The 15,367-nt window shown below is 60.4% G+C and carries 16 protein-coding genes and 1 riboswitch; of the genes, 11 read left to right on the forward strand and 5 right to left on the reverse strand.

Annotated features, from left to right (window positions below):
• On the forward strand, positions 1 to 311 hold a 311-nt coding region (locus JWR14_RS09415), incomplete at its 5' end, for an enolase C-terminal domain-like protein (protein WP_299704977.1).
• A 290-nt stretch (positions 312 to 601) separates the two neighbouring features.
• Complete coding sequence (locus JWR14_RS09420; RefSeq protein WP_299704979.1) at positions 602 to 907, forward strand: hypothetical protein; 306 nt, start codon at positions 602 to 604, stop codon at positions 905 to 907.
• Between the two features lie 49 nt (positions 908 to 956).
• On the opposite strand, the gene JWR14_RS09425 is transcribed toward JWR14_RS09420, so the two are convergent.
• Complete coding sequence (locus tag JWR14_RS09425) at positions 957 to 1,892, reverse strand: CopD family protein (RefSeq protein WP_299704981.1); 936 nt, start codon at positions 1,890 to 1,892, stop codon at positions 957 to 959.
• Between the two features lie 454 nt (positions 1,893 to 2,346).
• On the opposite strand from JWR14_RS09425, the gene JWR14_RS09430 reads away from it, so the two are divergent.
• The 4 genes from JWR14_RS09430 (at position 2,347) to JWR14_RS09445 (ending at position 7,117) form a co-directional block, all read left to right on the forward strand.
• A complete protein-coding gene (locus JWR14_RS09430; RefSeq protein ID WP_299704984.1) occupies positions 2,347 to 3,105 on the forward strand; it encodes a c-type cytochrome in 759 nt (252 codons plus the stop codon).
• A gap of 21 nt (positions 3,106 to 3,126) precedes the next feature.
• Positions 3,127 to 4,425: a cytochrome c gene (locus JWR14_RS09435; RefSeq protein WP_299704986.1), complete on the forward strand. Its 1,299-nt coding sequence runs from the start codon at positions 3,127 to 3,129 to the stop codon at positions 4,423 to 4,425.
• Positions 4,426 to 4,695: 270 nt separating this feature from the next.
• The gene (locus JWR14_RS09440) at positions 4,696 to 5,316 is read left to right on the forward strand and encodes a hemolysin III family protein (protein ID WP_299704988.1); all 621 of its coding nucleotides are present in this window, start codon (positions 4,696 to 4,698) and stop codon (positions 5,314 to 5,316) included.
• Between the two features lie 298 nt (positions 5,317 to 5,614).
• Positions 5,615 to 7,117, forward strand: a complete 1,503-nt coding sequence (locus JWR14_RS09445; protein WP_299704989.1) for a DEAD/DEAH box helicase — start codon at positions 5,615 to 5,617, stop codon at positions 7,115 to 7,117.
• Between the two features lie 157 nt (positions 7,118 to 7,274).
• Here JWR14_RS09445 and JWR14_RS09450 read toward each other — a convergent pair whose 3' ends face one another.
• The 3 genes from JWR14_RS09450 to JWR14_RS09460 form a co-directional block, all read right to left on the reverse strand.
• Positions 7,275 to 7,790, reverse strand: a complete 516-nt coding sequence (locus tag JWR14_RS09450) for a hypothetical protein (protein WP_299704991.1) — start codon at positions 7,788 to 7,790, stop codon at positions 7,275 to 7,277.
• Between the two features lie 86 nt (positions 7,791 to 7,876).
• A complete protein-coding gene (locus JWR14_RS09455) occupies positions 7,877 to 8,704 on the reverse strand; it encodes a ferritin-like domain-containing protein (protein ID WP_299704993.1) in 828 nt (275 codons plus the stop codon).
• A 311-nt stretch (positions 8,705 to 9,015) separates the two neighbouring features.
• On the reverse strand, positions 9,016 to 9,474 hold the full coding sequence (locus tag JWR14_RS09460; protein ID WP_299704995.1) for a hypothetical protein: 459 nt from the start codon (positions 9,472 to 9,474) through the stop codon (positions 9,016 to 9,018).
• Here JWR14_RS09460 and JWR14_RS09465 point away from each other — a divergent pair.
• Positions 9,473 to 10,252, forward strand: coding sequence for a DeoR/GlpR family DNA-binding transcription regulator (locus JWR14_RS09465; protein ID WP_299704998.1), 780 nt, complete (start codon positions 9,473 to 9,475; stop codon positions 10,250 to 10,252). The two genes, JWR14_RS09460 and JWR14_RS09465, sit on opposite strands and share 2 nt — an antisense overlap.
• Before the next feature lie 332 nt (positions 10,253 to 10,584).
• Positions 10,585 to 10,782, forward strand: a complete 198-nt coding sequence (locus JWR14_RS09470; protein ID WP_031359543.1) for a hypothetical protein — start codon at positions 10,585 to 10,587, stop codon at positions 10,780 to 10,782.
• A 115-nt stretch (positions 10,783 to 10,897) separates the two neighbouring features.
• On the opposite strand, the gene JWR14_RS09475 is transcribed toward JWR14_RS09470, so the two are convergent.
• A complete protein-coding gene (locus JWR14_RS09475) occupies positions 10,898 to 11,278 on the reverse strand; it encodes a hypothetical protein (protein ID WP_299705001.1) in 381 nt (126 codons plus the stop codon).
• Positions 11,279 to 11,532: 254 nt separating this feature from the next.
• Here JWR14_RS09475 and glpD point away from each other — a divergent pair, with 254 nt between their 5' ends.
• The 3 genes from glpD (at position 11,533) to ribB (ending at position 15,226) form a co-directional block, all read left to right on the forward strand.
• Positions 11,533 to 13,125, forward strand: coding sequence for a glycerol-3-phosphate dehydrogenase (glpD, locus tag JWR14_RS09480; RefSeq protein WP_299705004.1), 1,593 nt, complete (start codon positions 11,533 to 11,535; stop codon positions 13,123 to 13,125).
• 164 nt (positions 13,126 to 13,289) lie between these two features.
• Positions 13,290 to 14,060, forward strand: coding sequence for an XRE family transcriptional regulator (locus JWR14_RS09485; protein ID WP_299705005.1), 771 nt, complete (start codon positions 13,290 to 13,292; stop codon positions 14,058 to 14,060).
• A gap of 100 nt (positions 14,061 to 14,160) precedes the next feature.
• A riboswitch (FMN riboswitch) is annotated at positions 14,161 to 14,340 on the forward strand.
• A 160-nt stretch (positions 14,341 to 14,500) separates the two neighbouring features.
• On the forward strand, positions 14,501 to 15,226 hold the full coding sequence (ribB, locus tag JWR14_RS09490; RefSeq protein WP_299705007.1) for a 3,4-dihydroxy-2-butanone-4-phosphate synthase: 726 nt from the start codon (positions 14,501 to 14,503) through the stop codon (positions 15,224 to 15,226).
• The last annotated feature ends 141 nt before the right edge of the window (positions 15,227 to 15,367 follow it).

Consider the following 15,367-nt stretch of genomic DNA (forward strand, 5'->3'; position numbering starts at 1 on the left):
TCGCCCTCGCATTGCATTGCCCGCTTGGGCCCATTGCGCTGGCGACGTGTCTTCAAATCGATGCGGTCAGCTACAACGCCTTCATCCAGGAGCAAAGCCTCGGAATTCACTACAACAAGGGCAACGATCTGCTCGATTACATCAAGAACCCCGAAGTCTTCAAATACGAAGACGGCATGGTCATGATTCCGCAAGGACCGGGCTTGGGCATCGAAGTGAACGAGGAGAAAGTGCGCGAGATGGCGAAGGTCGGGCATCGCTGGCGCAATCCGGTGTGGCGTCATGCGGATGGCAGCGTTGCAGAGTGGTGATACGAGAATTGCGTTGCACCGCACTATGCAAAAGCGGAAGGCATCGTAGAATAACGTTATTGAGACAGAAATTCGGTCTCAAAGGCGTTACGTAACTTGCTGGCAAGATCGCATAGGCCAACGGGTTACAACACTGGAAATGGCTTCCTTTCGGCACACGAAACCGTTGTGCCGCAAGGCTCTGCATGCGGTGACGACGCCTGGCCCGCGTCTTGCATTATCTGGCGTAAGTGTGTTTGTTTCGACCCAGCGCCCGGGAAGAGCGCAACGACCAAGCTAGAGAGCCCAGCATGTATTACTACACCCTTCCAGATGAATTCGTCCGCACGCAGATGGCCGTCGGCGCGTTGGTGCTGTTCGGCGTGCTTCGGGTGATCTGTGCCGCCGTGGGCGCCCAGCACAGCTGGCGCATGTCGACGGTGACGCGCTGCTTTATCGGCGCGGCCGTGCTGTTTTGCCTGCCGCAACTCCTCGATGTAATCATGTCGTCGCCCATGTCGCACCGCGCGTTCATCGAGCTGCAAGGCAAGGCGATCGGCTGTGCGCTGGCGCTGTTCTGCGCACCGATCGTGAGTCACAGGCTGGGCTACGAGTGAATATCGGCGTCAGGTAGCCGGATCATGTAACTCGCTGTAAGTTGTCGATTCAACCCATCGCAGAAAAACCCGGCACGCTGTGCGACAGCACGGCGGCCGCGACAAACACCGCAACAATCAGCAACGCCTCCATCCGCATCACGCCCGTGAATGTGCGCGCATCGACCGTCGATGCAGTGCGCTGCAATCGCGGCATGACGGACCATCGGTTCATCGCGCCGAGCAACAACGCCGTCGCAATCAGCACGCCCTTCACGACCAGCGCGTGGCCCCAACCGCTCGTTTCGAGCGCTTGCACCGATCCGCCCAGCCCGCGCCACGCGTTATATATCCCGGTAAGAATCACCAGCGATACGGCAACCGCCGCCGCCGTGGAGACCTTCCCGGCAATACGAATCAACGACGCCCGCGCAAGTGACGACCCCAGTGCCGGCAACACTCGCCACGCACTCGCGATAACCAATCCGCCCCACACAGCCGTCGCCAGCAGATGAATCGTCTGTACGCCTTCAGCTAAAGAAAATGCGCCGGCATCGGCGGCATGGCCTATGGACGCCTTGCCCGCCGCGGCCACCAGCGCGCCAACCGTGAATACTCCAATGCGCGGACCGCCCTTCGGGGTTGCCGATACCGTAGCCAATACCATCAACACGCTGCCGGCGAACGCAATCGCCCAGCCCATGCCGGCGTGTGTGCCGGTCACCACGGTGACGACGGCATCGAAGGCCTGAAAGAGAGGCGCGCCGCTCATCGACGCCGCCTGCAGCCAGACCAGCACAAGGTCCGCAACCGCGAGCACCACCGCGCCGCCCGTGCTCAGCCGCCGCGCCCTGACCCAGCCGAGACGCGCGGGCGAAACAGGCGCAGCCGCATTTTCCTTCGATAACCACACGTTCAGGAACGCCCCGCCGAGCGCGCAGGCGAACGCGATGTCAGCAAGCGCGGCAATCAGGACCTGAGCGAACCACAGCGGATCGTCGCTCATGAATACGCCTTGACGAAGAGATTCAGGCTGAAAGTGAAAGCAAACAAGGAATGCATTGAAGGTTCGATGAAGGGCCGATGAAGGGCCGATGAAGAAACAAAACAAACCGCCGGAACGCGAGTCTAGCGGAACGGGCACGTGGAATGCAGCAAGGCCCAAGGTCACCCGAGCCACACAAAACTGTCCCCGAACCCCACAAAACTCATCGATACTTTGTTCAATACCCTCAGCTGTTAACTGTCACGCATGGTCAAAAACCCCTGTCGATCGGTCGCGCGGCAAATTGTCGCGTACACGTTGAAAATGCGGTGCAACAGGCCAAGGCACAAATAGTCACCATCAGGCAACGATGATAGAATGCCGCGTCGCATCAGGGGCTCGCAGAGCCAATGTGGCAATGGTTCACCACATATTCGCACCGGGCCGAACGAAGCTCGGCAGGTCCTCGAAATTCATGGAGTGTCGCGTGTCTTCAAGACGCATTTTTCGTCCGTTGCTCGCCCCGCTAATGGCTCTGGCGCTGATCGGCACCGCCAGCATTGCCGGCGCAGCAGAAGCCCCGGCGCCCGCTACAGCCGCCCAGCCAATGGCGCCGGACACCATGGCAGCGCGTGTTCAGGGTTGCACGGCATGTCACGGCGTCCACGGCGAAGGCACGGACAACGACTATTTCCCGCGGCTTGCCGGCAAGCCGGCTGACTACCTGTACAACCAGTTGCAGAACTTCCGCGAAGGCCGTCGGAGGTATCCGCCAATGAACTACCTCGTCACGTATCTCTCGGACGACTACCTTCATCAGATCGCCACGTATTTCTCTGAACAACGCCCGCCGTATCCGCAGCCGGCCAAGCCGACTGTGTCGCCGTCAACGTTGTCGAAAGGCCAGCAAATCGTGCTGAACGGCGATGCCGGGCGCGGTATCCCCGCCTGCGCGGCGTGCCACGGCACGAACCTGACGGGTATGCAACCGGCTATTCCGGGTCTCGTGGGATTGCACTCCGACTACATCAGCGCGCAGCTTGGCGCCTGGCGTGCGGGCTCGCGCCACGCAATAGCACCTGACTGCATGCAACAGATCGCCACCCGCCTGACCGACGACGACGTGACTGCTGTCGCCGCCTGGCTCTCCACGCAAACCGCACCGGCTAATCCGGTACCCGCGCCCGCAGGCTCGCGCAAAACGCCGCTCGCCTGCGGCAGCGAACCGCAATAAGGCGCGAGGAGCGAGAAGAATATGAAACGCAAGTCCCTGTTCGCACTTTCGGCTGTTGTTGTCATTACAGCCGCCGCAGCCGCTGCCGCGCTCTGGTCGGGTGGTGAGACCTTCCATTCGGGCGGCGCCGTTGCTGCCGTGCCCGCTGACCAGACCGAGTTGATCAAACGCGGTGAATATCTGGCGCGCGCCGGTGACTGTATTGCCTGCCACACGGTTCGCGGCGGCAAGACGTTTGCCGGCGGCCTGCCCATGCTCACGCCGTTCGGCACGCTCTACACGCCGAACATCACGCCGGACGACCAGTACGGTATTGGCAAGTGGACGTCGGACGATTTCTACCGGTCAATTCACGTCGGTCGCTCGAAAGATGGCAGCCTGCTGTACCCGGCCATGCCGTTCACGGCCTATACCAAGGTCACCCGCGCCGACTCGGACGCCATATTTGCGTTCATGCGCTCGGTGCCGCCGGTCAATGTACCCAGCCGTCCGCATGAACTACGCTTTCCGTTCAACCAGCGCAACATGCTGATTGGCTGGCGCGTGCTGTTCTTCAGCGAAGGCGAATTCAAGCCGGATCCCACCAAGTCGGTTGAGTGGAACCGCGGTGCTTACCTGATCGAAGGGCTTGGCCATTGCAGCATGTGCCATACATCGATCAACCCGCTCGGCGGTCCGGTCAGCTCGGCAGCCTTCGGCGGCGGCCTGATCCCGCTGCAGAACTGGTATGCACCGTCGTTGACGTCGAATAAGGAAGCCGGCCTCGGCGACTGGGACATCAAGGACATCAACGACCTGCTGAAGACCGGTGTGTCGCAGCGCGGCGCTGTGTTTGGCCCGATGGCCGAAGTGGTTCACAACAGCTTGCAGTACATGACGGACGCAGACATCAACGCCATGTCGACGTTCCTGAAGTCGATCCCGCAAAAGGGCGAAGCGCCGGAAACAATGCAATTCGAAACATCGGCGCAGTTCGGTTCGGAATTGCTGCAACAGGGCAAGAAGATCTACACGGAAAACTGCGCGAAGTGTCACGCGGAAAATGGTCTCGGCAAACCGCCGGCCTACCCGCCGCTTGCCACGAACCAGTCCATCCAGATGCAGTCGGCCGTGAACCCGATCCGCATGGTGCTCAATGGCGGTTATCCGCCGAGCACGGAAGGCAACCCGCATCCGTATGGCATGCCGCCGTTCGCTCAATCGCTGTCGGATACGGAAGTGGCTGCAGTGGTGACGTACATTCGGATGTCGTGGGGCAACCACGGTACACCAGTGTCGCCGCAACAAGTCAGCAACTTGCGTTCGGCTCCGCTCGACTGATGACTGATTAAAGAAGGGTTTTCCGCAGGTAGCGTAAAATACGCGGAAAGGCGCAAGCAGGGCGCAGGCCTCGAACCGGGGCGGCGCCCTTCTTCTTTTTTGAGCACGAATAAGCTGAACGCGGGCGAGCAGGCCAGGTGGACCTCGGGGCGGTAAAATGCCCGGGCTCGTTTGGCGGACTACGCGGGTTCGCTCCGGTCTCAACACTTTTTTAAAGCGGAAAAGCGCGGCGTTGCAGACAGGATCGCAATAGCGGTATGAGGGTGGTCGATGCATTTTGGTGAACGGTTCAACAGCGTTACCCATCTCGTCGGTACGGTGCTGTCCGTGGCTGGGCTCGCAACGCTCGTTACCATGGCGGCAATGGAACGCGACCCGTACAAGATCGTCAGCTTTGCCGTGTACGGCGCCATGTTGCTCACGCTGTACACCATTTCCACGCTGTACCACTGGGTCCGTAGTCCGCGGGCCAAGGCGGTATTGCAGAAATGCGATCATTCGGCCATTTACTTGCTGATCGCAGGAAGTTACACACCGTTCACGCTTGTTACGTTGCGCGGCCCATGGGGCTGGTCGTTATTCGGCGTAAGCTGGGGGCTCGCCGCTCTTGGCATTGTTCAGGAACTCACGCTGGGGCGTCGAACCCGCAGCGTATCGATGGTGATTTACGTGATGATGGGCTGGCTCGCGCTCGTAGCCATCCGTCCTCTCGTTTCGGCACTACCGCCCGCCGGCACGGCGTGGCTGCTGGCCGGCGGTTTGATCTACAGCGCCGGCATTTACTTTTTCATCAACGACGAGCGCATCCGGCATGGACATGGCATCTGGCACCTGTTCGTGTTGGGCGGCAGCTTGTGTCAATTCGTCAGCATTGCACGCTACGTTGCATGAGTACGTAGCGTGAGCCTGCCTTGATCGGCACCTAATGCCTGACGCGAAGCGTTTTACGGCGTTTCAAATGCAACTTAACGCCAGTCAGCGTGTCTTGATAGCGCGTTGATCTTCGCGGCAACTTTCCCGGCGCTCGTAGCGTGTACTTCGAGCAAGCGCCCCGAACGTCATGCCGCCCGATTTCCTCGATCGTCGTACGCACGCACCTAGTTGTGCGAGCCGCCTTTTTTTGGGGCTTCAGAGCCTTTTGGGGCTTTAAGCGATAGCGCCGGTCGTCATACCGAATCTGTGAATACTTATGTCTTTTGATTCCCTCGGCTTGTCCGAACCCTTGCTTCGCGCTGTCAACGAACTCGGCTACACCATTCCTACCCCGATCCAGTTGCAGGCCATTCCGGCTGTGCTGAACGGCGGTGACCTGCTCGCAGGCGCGCAAACCGGCACGGGCAAGACGGCCGGCTTTACGCTCCCTATCCTGCAACGTTTGTCCGAAGCACCCGCGCCTTTGGCCGGCGCCAAGCGCCCGGTCCGCGCGCTGATCCTCACGCCTACGCGCGAACTCGCCGCCCAGGTGGAAGAAAGCGTGCGCGGCTACGGTAAGTATTTGAAACTGAAATCGACGGTGATGTTCGGCGGCGTGGGTATCAATCCGCAAATCGATGCATTGCGACGTGGCGTGGATATCGTCGTGGCAACGCCGGGCCGGTTGCTCGATCACATGCAGCAGAAGACCATCGACTTGTCGAAGCTCGAGATTCTCGTGCTCGACGAAGCCGACCGTATGCTCGACATGGGCTTCATCCACGACATCAAGCGCGTGCTCGCCAAGTTGCCGCCGAAGCGCCAGAACCTGCTGTTCTCAGCTACGTTCTCGGAAGAAATCAAGACGCTCGCGGACAGCCTGCTGGATCGTCCGGCGTTGATTGAAGTGGCGCGTCGGAATTCGACCGTTGAAGCGATCGCGCAGAAGATTCACCCCGTCGATCGCGACAAGAAACGCGAGTTGCTCACGCATCTGATTCAAAAGAACAACTGGTTCCAGGTGCTGGTCTTCACGCGCACGAAGCATGGCGCGAACCGGCTCGCCGAGCAGTTGGCGAAGGACGGCATCAGCGCGCTCGCGATTCACGGCAACAAGAGCCAGTCGGCGCGTACGCGTGCTTTGGCCGAGTTCAAGGACAACACCCTGCAGGTGCTGGTGGCGACGGATATTGCGGCTCGCGGTATCGATATCGACCAGTTGCCGCACGTCGTCAACTTCGATCTGCCGAATGTGCCCGAGGATTATGTTCACCGGATCGGCCGTACGGGTCGTGCTGGTGCGACGGGTGAGGCACTGTCGCTGGTTTGCGTCGATGAACATCAGTTGCTCAAAGACATCGAACGCCTGATCAAGCGGCCGATTCCGCAGGAAGTCATCGCGGGCTTTGAACCGGACCTGACGCAGAAACCGGAACCGATTCTCCGACGCGGCCAAGGCGGCGGTGGTGCACGTCAGGGTCAAGGTTCGCCGCGTCAAGGTGCGCCGAAACAGTCGAACGGCGGCGGACGGTCATCGGCCAAGCCGGCTGGTAATGGCGGCGGTGGCAATGGCAATGGCAATGGCGGTAATGGTGGCGGCTACGGTTCGCGCTCGCCGAAACCCGTTGCGGCGAAAACCGGTGGCAATGGCGCTGCGCCGCGCAAACCCGAAGGCTCGCGCCCGGCTGGCGCTGCGCTGCTCGGCGGCAAGCCGCGCAGTGAAGGTGGCGGCGGCGCAGGTCGACGCGATACACCCCGCACGGGACAACGCGGGCGTTAAGTAGCGCGATGAAGGTGCGGGCGGGAAGCTCGCCGGTGCCTTCTGGATCGCTTAGTTAACGGTCGAGTGAGGGGAGCTTTGAGCTACGCTGCGGCGACGCAGCCGATCCCCTCATTGCACTCGATAAAAAGCGGAGCCTCGGCTCCGCTTTTTAATTTCAGGCAGCGGCGCTCGCCGCACGCTTCAGCATATCGATCTGTTCTCGCCAGCGCGTCAGCACCGCGCTCCCCTGCCCCTGCGCAAACTCGAATCCAATGCCCTGCACGAGTCGTGCATAAGGCACCTTCTGCCATTCCCCGCTTTCGATCGTCGCGATAAAACACGTGAACGGTGAACCCTCCAATGGCGCAATTCGCGCCTGAAGTTGCACCTGGAAGAAGGCTTCATCGAAGACAAAAGTGAGCGTGGCGCAACCCGTCTTCGACACCAACCGCGCCGCCCGCGACTGCGGCCACAACGAAAAGCACAACGTACCCGGCTCAGGCGCGAACAACTCGCCAACGCCCAGCAGCGACGTCCGCACGCGGCCTTCATCGGCTGCGAGCAAAGACGCCGTGAACCCCGTTTTCGTCTCGATCGACGTACCGTCGAACAAGGTTCGCAAGCCTTGCGGCCATTCATCGAACGTACCGTGCTCGAGACCGGGTGCACCGGACGCAGTGGTATCGGTCATGCGGATCTCCGTGAAAAGACGATGGCCCGCGAAAACGGGCCATCGATTGAAGCGTACGAGCCGTTCAATGCAAACGGCGGCTTGGCCTACCGGAAGAACACGTGCTGCGTGATCTTGGCGAGCGGATAGTGCACGCTAGGCTGAATTCGAGCCGGCAGGTCGAGTGGCTTGAGCAACATTTTCACGCACATATCAGCCGACAAATTGCGCCGGACCAACGCATTCACCCGTGCCGCCAACTCGCGATTATGCGCGGTGTCGTTCGCACGGTCCGGATAGCGGATGGCAAATACATGGCGCAGCGCGATCTCGGAATCCTCATTCTTGATTTCCATTACACGGCGCAGCAATGCACCAAGAACAGCGAAGCGGCCATTGCCCTCGATCTTGTTGTACTTCTTGAAAAAACGGAAAAAGTGTTTGTAATGCCGGACTTCGTCGATGCGAATGTTGTCGGTGAGTTGCTTGAGCACCGGTTCATCCGAGCACTCGTTGATGGCCCGATACAGCGTGGCCGTTCCGGTTTCAACAACGCAACGCGCAACCATTTCAAGCGCACGCGTTTTTTCGAAGTCCTCGACCGAACACGTCAGCGAGTATTCGGCGAAGAAGTTCTTGAATGCCGTGTCCCAATCGAATTCCGGCCACACATGATGGATATACGTCTTCAACGCGCGGCCGTGCTGCATTTCTTCCGGTTCCCACTCATTGTTGAGCCAGTCGGAAACTTCGGGGTCGTCGTTGAAATACGTGCTCAGGTTGCTCGTATAGAGATCGGTCCCGCTCTCAATGAACGAAGCCGCGCAAAGCAACAAGAGAAGGTGTTCATTGGATGCCGCCTTACGCCGGTCGATCCGGGACAGGTCGATGTCTTCGATCCGCCAGGGCATCACGTGGGTACTGTCACTGTGCATAAAAATCGCGCTCCCAAAGCTGTACTGAACGCGCCGTCAGCCAAACCGGCCGAAAATCAGGCGACGCCGTGACTTAAGGTCGCGGCGTCCTCATGTGGTTAAGACTTAGAGCCTGCATCTTAGCCGGGTTGCAATTAAGCTGCAGGCCCGAAGACAGACCGCTGGAACCACATGTCAGTTCCGGATACCGCACAAATCAGCATAAATCGTACCGCGCAGGTGCGCGTTGCGATAACGCATGCCGTGCCTGATTGCCGGCCGCTTACGGACACATTTCGGCAAGCCACTAAAAAACAATTCGGCAATGGCGTTCAATGACGTTTTTTAGCCGAGCGATTTTTCATATTGAATCCGCACATCGCAAGACAGAGTCCGGTCGCCAAGCCGCATTCAGACTCGACATCATCAATTTTGCCATCCTGACGAGTTGCCGCGCTGAACGCGAAGCATGCAATCCGTACGGTCGGTGTGGGCGGTGCGGTGATCGGGACATGCGGATATGTATACGTATGGATCATATGGGAGCGATTCCATCTCACTCCGTTCGCGGTTGCAACGCGGCGTAATGCGTCGTAACGAACTTCTCGTTCTCGATGTGTCGCCCGCGCCGCAAACTGCCCTGGCAAGGCGCTCGTCGGCGTGGCTGCATCGGTGTCGTCGGACAGCGATATCCAAAGGCAAGGCGGGTGATCGAGCATTGCCGGACTGCCGGGCCTTTCCCTTACAATACGGGCCACCTCAAGACAATAAAGCGCACTCTTCGACGCCATGACACGAGATCCCCGCATCACCTTGAACGCACGACAGCAAGAGCTGCTCGACTGGGTGCAACGCGATGGCTTCGTGACGGTAGAGGACCTGGCCACGCATTTCGACGTCACGCCGCAGACCATTCGCCGCGACGTCAATTGGCTCTCGGACATGAACCTCCTGCGCCGCTATCACGGTGGCGCGAGCCTCCCAACCAGTTCGGAGAACGTCTCGTACACGGCGCGCCAGCGCATGTTCCACGACGAAAAACGTCGCATAGGCGCGCTAGTCGCTCAGCACATTCCCGATCAAGCGTCGCTCTTCATCAACTTGGGCACGACGACCGAGGAAGTCGCCCGGGCGCTGAACCGGCATCGCGGCTTGCACGTGATCACGAACAACCTCAACGTGGCGAGCATGATGAGCGGTTATCCCGAATGCGAGGTGCTGATCACCGGCGGCATCGTGCGGCCCTGGGACAAAGGCATTGTGGGCGAGCTGGCTATCGACTTCATCCGCCAGTTCAAGGTGGACTTCGCGATCATTGGGGCGTCGAGCATTGAAACCGACGGCACGCTGCGCGACTTTGACACCCGCGAAGTCCGCGTGGCCGAAGCGATCATCAAACACGCCCGCACGGTGTTTCTCGCCGCCGATCATTCGAAATTCGGCCGCCCGGCACTCGTCCGGCTCGGTCACCTGAGCCAGATCGACGCGCTTTTCACCAATGCCCCCGCGCCTCCCGACATGGCTCAAACGCTCGCCGAGGCAAACACGCAGGTATTCGTGGCGGAGTAGCATCCGGCCCCAAAAACCTCGCGCCGCAAGTGCGCGGTGCCTGTGTGCACTGCGGCAGAAACCTCACGTAAATTCTACGATTCCGCTTGTCCGCCGAACCGCTTTCGCGCCCCTAAAAAGTCAAACCCATTATTTTCCGCAAGCGTTTGGCACTCGTCCGACGCTTGCCTACAATCAAATCCCGGCAACGAAGCGCCGCTTTTCGGCGCCGTCAGCCACGCTATGCCTCATGCGTCTGCCGGACACGAAGTTCCAGCCTCGCACAACGTTCCGAAGCACGAATGCCGGTCGCCGACCGGTCAAAGTGCCGTTCGATCGTCATGGAGAACACGATGCTCAGTCCGCATGAATTTGCCACGCTGCTCCTGTTGCAAGACGCCCCCCATCAGATGGACATGGTGCGCGACGAACTCGACGCCCTGCTCGAGCGCCAGCTTGTCCAGTTGGAAAATCTCGCCTCTGGGCGCCAGTTGTGGAGCCTGACCGCTTCCGGCGACTCCACCATCAAAGCTATCAAACGGTATTCGTAAATTCGCTTTTCGCTCAGCTCCAGCTTGACAGCGAGTGAATCAGGCAGCCTCACTCAGGCTGCCTAAGTGAGGCTGCCTGAGTGAGGCTGCCTGAGTGGGCCGATTAGCGCACCAATTAGCCAGCGCGCAACGTCGGGTCGACGGCTGCGCGCCAACTAAGCGCTTGCGCCCGCTGATCCGCGAAGAACGAAGCCCACGCGCTTTGCGCCGCCGCCGTACGGCTAGCACTAAACGTCGCATATTGACCCGCAATTCCCGCCTGGAACGCGCAAAACTGCTCCTTCGGCAACTTGCCGCGTTTTTGCGCCACATAAGCGTCGAGAAACGCCGAATACACGCCCTGCGCGTCCGTGCCGTAATCGACAGCGCTCCCGCCGCACATGGACTGAAGCGCCGCCAGGGACGGCGCTCCCCTTGATCCCGAAACGTCCGGCGCGGATATGCATCCGCCCAGCATCAGCGCGCCCAGCGCACCGGCCACCAACATCTTTCGCATTGCATCACTCCTTTATCCCCAGTGCCTACAGTATCGTTCGGTGGCCCGCATCGCGCCACTCGGCCGAACGGCCTATGAGCCCCAATACGCCCAAATGCGACCGCAACCTGCAGTTTTCCGGCAAAACGGCGTAATAGCGGAACGTTAGCCGTTCAGACGACTTTACATTTTCGTTTTTGTTCGTTAAATTTCGAAATCGAACATTATTATGTTCCGACGGAGTTTTCTGTTGGTGGCCATGGGGCGGACAAGCGATGCAAGGCAATCTTTATGATGTGCTCGTGGTGGGCGGCGGGGTCAACGGCACGGGTATAGCGCGGGACGCGGCGGGCCGTGGCCTCACCGTCATGCTGTGCGAAAAGGACGACTTGGCTTCGCACACGTCGTCGTCAAGCACGAAGCTCATTCACGGCGGGCTTCGTTATCTCGAATACGGCGAATACCGGCTCGTGCGAAAGGCGCTCCAGGAGCGCGAGGTGTTGCTGCGCGCGGCGCCGCACATCATGTGGCCGTTGCGTTTCGTCATGCCGCACATGCCGAACCTGCGCCCCGCCTGGATGATCCGCGCCGGCCTGTTTCTCTACGATCACCTCGCGCGCCGCGAATTGCTGCCCGGCTCCAGGGGCATTGACATGCGCCGGCACCCGGCCGGCGCACCGCTTATCGACTCAATCAAGCGCGGTTTTGTCTATTCCGACGGCTGGGTGGACGACGCGCGGCTCGTCGCGCTTAACGCCGTCGACGCACAGGAACACGGCGCCGTAATCAAGACGCGCACGCGTCTGGTGAGTGCACGCCGCGGCGAGGGCGTTTGGCATGCCACGCTCATCGACAACCACGGCGAGACCTTTGAGATTCGGGCGTGCTCCATCGCAAACGCTGCCGGTCCGTGGGTCAGCGACCTGCTCAAGGATTCGCTCAACAGCAACACGCATACGCGCCACACCGTGCGGCTGGTCAAGGGAAGCCACATAGTCACCCGGCGCCTCTTTGAGCATGACCACGCGTACATTTTCCAGAATCCGGACAAGCGCATCATCTTCGCGATTCCGTATGAGCACGACTACACGCTGATCGGGACCACGGACCTCGAGTATCACGGCGACCCGTCGAAAGTCGTCATCAGCCCGGAAGAGACCGCGTACCTTTGCGACTCCATCAATCGCTACTTCAAGAAACACATCAGCCCGGCTGATGTCTGCTGGACCTACGCCGGCGTGCGTGGCCTGCTCGAGGACGAAAACGCGGAGAACGCATCGGCCGTCACACGTGATTACCTGCTCGAACTCGACACGCCCGCGAACGAAGCGCCGTTGTTGTCTGTGTTCGGCGGCAAGATCACCACGTTTCGCAAGCTGGCCGAAGAAGCCGTCAACAAACTCGGCGAAGCGCTGCAATCGCCCGCGCGGAGTAAAACCTGGACCGAAGGCGCGCCGCTGCCGGGCGGGGACATTGCCAATGCCGACTTCGCGCTTTTCCTCAGTTCGTTCAAGCAGCGCAATCGCTGGCTGCCCGGCGAGCTCGCGCACCGTTACGCGCGGGCTTACGGTACGCGCGCGCAGAAGCTCCTGGGCGACGCAAGCTCGCTCGCCGATCTTGGCGAGGCGCTGGCGCCCTGCCTCTACGAAGCCGAACTCCGCTACATGCGCGACAACGAATGGGCAACCTGTGCGGACGACGTGCTCTGGCGCCGCTCGAAAATCGGCCTGCATCTGGAGCCGGGATCGCTGGAAGACGTGATTCGCCACATTGACGGGTGGTTCGCGTCGAGCAAGCCGGATACGGAGTCCCGGGCGATGTCACCCACGTTATCCACGCCATCCGCGCCCGCTCGCACGGTCGTTTAACGAGGCGCTGCCGCGAATAGCTACCCTGCAGCACCTCATAACGGTGTGACGATATCTTCGTTTGACGCCAGTTAAGCGAATGCTAGTCTTGCCTTCACTCGTTCCCGCGCCGCTTCGCTGAGCGGGTCTGATCGACTGAACGATTGAAAGACTGGAGGCTCATCATGGTTGCATCGGCTTATTCATCGCTGGAACTCGTGCGCGAGTCGTTCGATGCGCGCACGCCGGCCGAACACGCCGAGGCAACACAGGCGCGCTCGGTCAACACTCCCGCTAACACGCATCATGTGCCTCATGCGCAGCAGGCGGATGTGCAGGAAGCGAACGACGCGCTCGAATATCTGGTTGGCGTGAACCTCGCGCGGCTGCGCGCCGAACGCCAGCTCTCGCTCGATGCCCTCGCTCGCGCGTCCGGCGTATCGCGCGCCATGCTGGCTCAGATCGAATCCGGGCGGAGCGTGCCGTCCATCAAGGTGCTGCACAAGATTGCGAGTGCGCTGAAGGTATCGGTGGCGGCGTTCCTGCGACGCCACGCGATCAACGGCATCGAATATTTGCCGGCTGAGCAGGCAACGCGGCTTGTGACATCGAACGGACGCTTTTCCGCCCGACCGCTGTTTCCGTTGAGCGCGCCTGCATCGGCGGAATTCCATGAACTGCGCATTGCACCGCTGCACGCCGAATCCGGCGGCCCGCATCCGCCCGGCACCACGATCAATCTGGTCGTGAGCGACGGCACGCTGGAAATCCGTGTGCAGGACCGGGCGCAGTTGCTGGCCACCGGCGACGCCATTGTGTTCGACGCCGATCAACCCCACACGCTGCGCAATCCCGGCAACACGGAAGCACGCGCGTACCAGGTGACGGTGAACGCGGAAACGCCGCCGCGCTGGCATGTTCCGGCCGATTCACGTCGTATCGACGATGCCAGCTAAGCGAGCTTGCGAACAAGCTGGAGGCAGGCAGTACTGCAACATTGGCAAGTCTGTTGTATCCTGAAATTAGTCGCGTTGTTAAGTGTTTAGCGACAAGTCAGTACGTCTTCAGGGCGGGGTGCAATTCCCCACCGGCGGTATGCGAGCGGCGAAAGCCTCCCGCGAGCCCGCGAGCGCCTGTAAATGCAGCTTGCAAGTAAGTGCGAGCCGCCCAACGGGGTCAGCAGATCTGGTGAGATGCCAGAGCCGACGGTCATAGTCCGGATGGAAGAAGATGTGCAGACGGTCATGTCCGTTTCGCGTGTTTGCCGCGGCGCATTTGCGTCCGCGTTAAACCGGCGCTGTCGAATTGACGGCGTTGAAGACGCGTGCCGTCCTGTCTGTTTGCAATGCCCTGAAACGTTTTTCGCCCCATTTTCTTTTGCGAGAGCGTTTCACTCATGTCCGATTCAGTTTTCACCTCCACCTCCCCGGCCACCGCCTTTGCCGATCTTGCGCAACTTCGCGCAGGCGACGCGTCTGTTGCTATCCCGCACCGAATTGCCGCTGCCCTGCAGGCGTTGCGCGAAGGCCGCGCGGTCGCCCTGCTCGACGACGACGATCGCGAGAACGAAGCCGATCTCATTTACGCCGCTGAAAAGCTCGACGTCGAAGGCATGGCGCTGATGATCCGCGAGTGCAGCGGTATCGTATGCCTGTGCCTTCCTGACGAGACCGTTCGCGCGCTCCACTTGCCGCCAATGGTCGCCGACAACGGCAGCAAATACGGTACGGCATTCACGGTTTCTATAGAAGCACGCGAAGGTGTGACGACGGGCGTATCAGCCGTTGACCGGCTGACCACGATCCGTGCCGCGATTGCCGATAACGCGAAGGCTGGCGATATCGTGAGTCCGGGCCATGTATTCCCGCTGCGCGCGCAGCCGGGCGGCGTGCTGACCCGGCGCGGTCATACGGAAGGAACCGTCGATCTGGCGATCCTCGCCGGATTGAAGCCGGCAGGCGTGCTGTGCGAATTGATGAACCCCGACGGCACGATGGCGCGCGGTGCTCAGATCGATGCGTTCGTTAAGGAGCGGAACATTCCGGTGCTGACCATCGCCGAACTCGCCAATTTCCGGATGGCGCTCGCCGCCGCCCGCGAATTGGCGGAAGAAACGGTCTGACCGCGGGTCTAACGGCGAGAAACTCCGTTCGTTTAACGGCGCATCAAGACAATGAAAAGCGCGACCCTGAACAGAGGGGCCGCGCTTTTTGTTTAGCTTACGGATCGTGGGAAAGCACGCAACCATCGCTACCGGCAAAAC

Origin of the sequence: Caballeronia sp., from assembly GCF_028292365.1 — a bacterium.
Classification (GTDB): domain Bacteria; phylum Pseudomonadota; class Gammaproteobacteria; order Burkholderiales; family Burkholderiaceae; genus Caballeronia.

Excerpts from the sequence above, each read along its gene's own strand:
- JWR14_RS09425 (WP_299704981.1), bottom strand. The coding sequence starts at position 1,892 with ATGAGCGACGATCCGCTGTGGTTCGCTCAGGTCCTGATTGCCGCGCTT.
- glpD (WP_299705004.1), top strand. The coding sequence starts at position 11,533 with ATGCAAGGCAATCTTTATGATGTGCTCGTGGTGGGCGGCGGGGTCAAC.
- JWR14_RS09485 (WP_299705005.1), top strand. The coding sequence starts at position 13,290 with ATGGTTGCATCGGCTTATTCATCGCTGGAACTCGTGCGCGAGTCGTTC.
- JWR14_RS09445 (WP_299704989.1), top strand. The coding sequence starts at position 5,615 with ATGTCTTTTGATTCCCTCGGCTTGTCCGAACCCTTGCTTCGCGCTGTC.
- JWR14_RS09420 (WP_299704979.1), top strand. The coding sequence starts at position 602 with ATGTATTACTACACCCTTCCAGATGAATTCGTCCGCACGCAGATGGCC.
- JWR14_RS09465 (WP_299704998.1), top strand. The coding sequence starts at position 9,473 with ATGACACGAGATCCCCGCATCACCTTGAACGCACGACAGCAAGAGCTG.
- JWR14_RS09430 (WP_299704984.1), top strand. The coding sequence starts at position 2,347 with ATGGAGTGTCGCGTGTCTTCAAGACGCATTTTTCGTCCGTTGCTCGCC.
- ribB (WP_299705007.1), top strand. The coding sequence starts at position 14,501 with ATGTCCGATTCAGTTTTCACCTCCACCTCCCCGGCCACCGCCTTTGCC.
- JWR14_RS09450 (WP_299704991.1), bottom strand. The coding sequence starts at position 7,790 with ATGACCGATACCACTGCGTCCGGTGCACCCGGTCTCGAGCACGGTACG.
- JWR14_RS09460 (WP_299704995.1), bottom strand. The coding sequence starts at position 9,474 with ATGGCGTCGAAGAGTGCGCTTTATTGTCTTGAGGTGGCCCGTATTGTA.
- JWR14_RS09470 (WP_031359543.1), top strand. The coding sequence starts at position 10,585 with ATGCTCAGTCCGCATGAATTTGCCACGCTGCTCCTGTTGCAAGACGCC.
- JWR14_RS09455 (WP_299704993.1), bottom strand. The coding sequence starts at position 8,704 with ATGCACAGTGACAGTACCCACGTGATGCCCTGGCGGATCGAAGACATC.
- JWR14_RS09475 (WP_299705001.1), bottom strand. The coding sequence starts at position 11,278 with ATGCGAAAGATGTTGGTGGCCGGTGCGCTGGGCGCGCTGATGCTGGGC.
- JWR14_RS09435 (WP_299704986.1), top strand. The coding sequence starts at position 3,127 with ATGAAACGCAAGTCCCTGTTCGCACTTTCGGCTGTTGTTGTCATTACA.
- JWR14_RS09440 (WP_299704988.1), top strand. The coding sequence starts at position 4,696 with ATGCATTTTGGTGAACGGTTCAACAGCGTTACCCATCTCGTCGGTACG.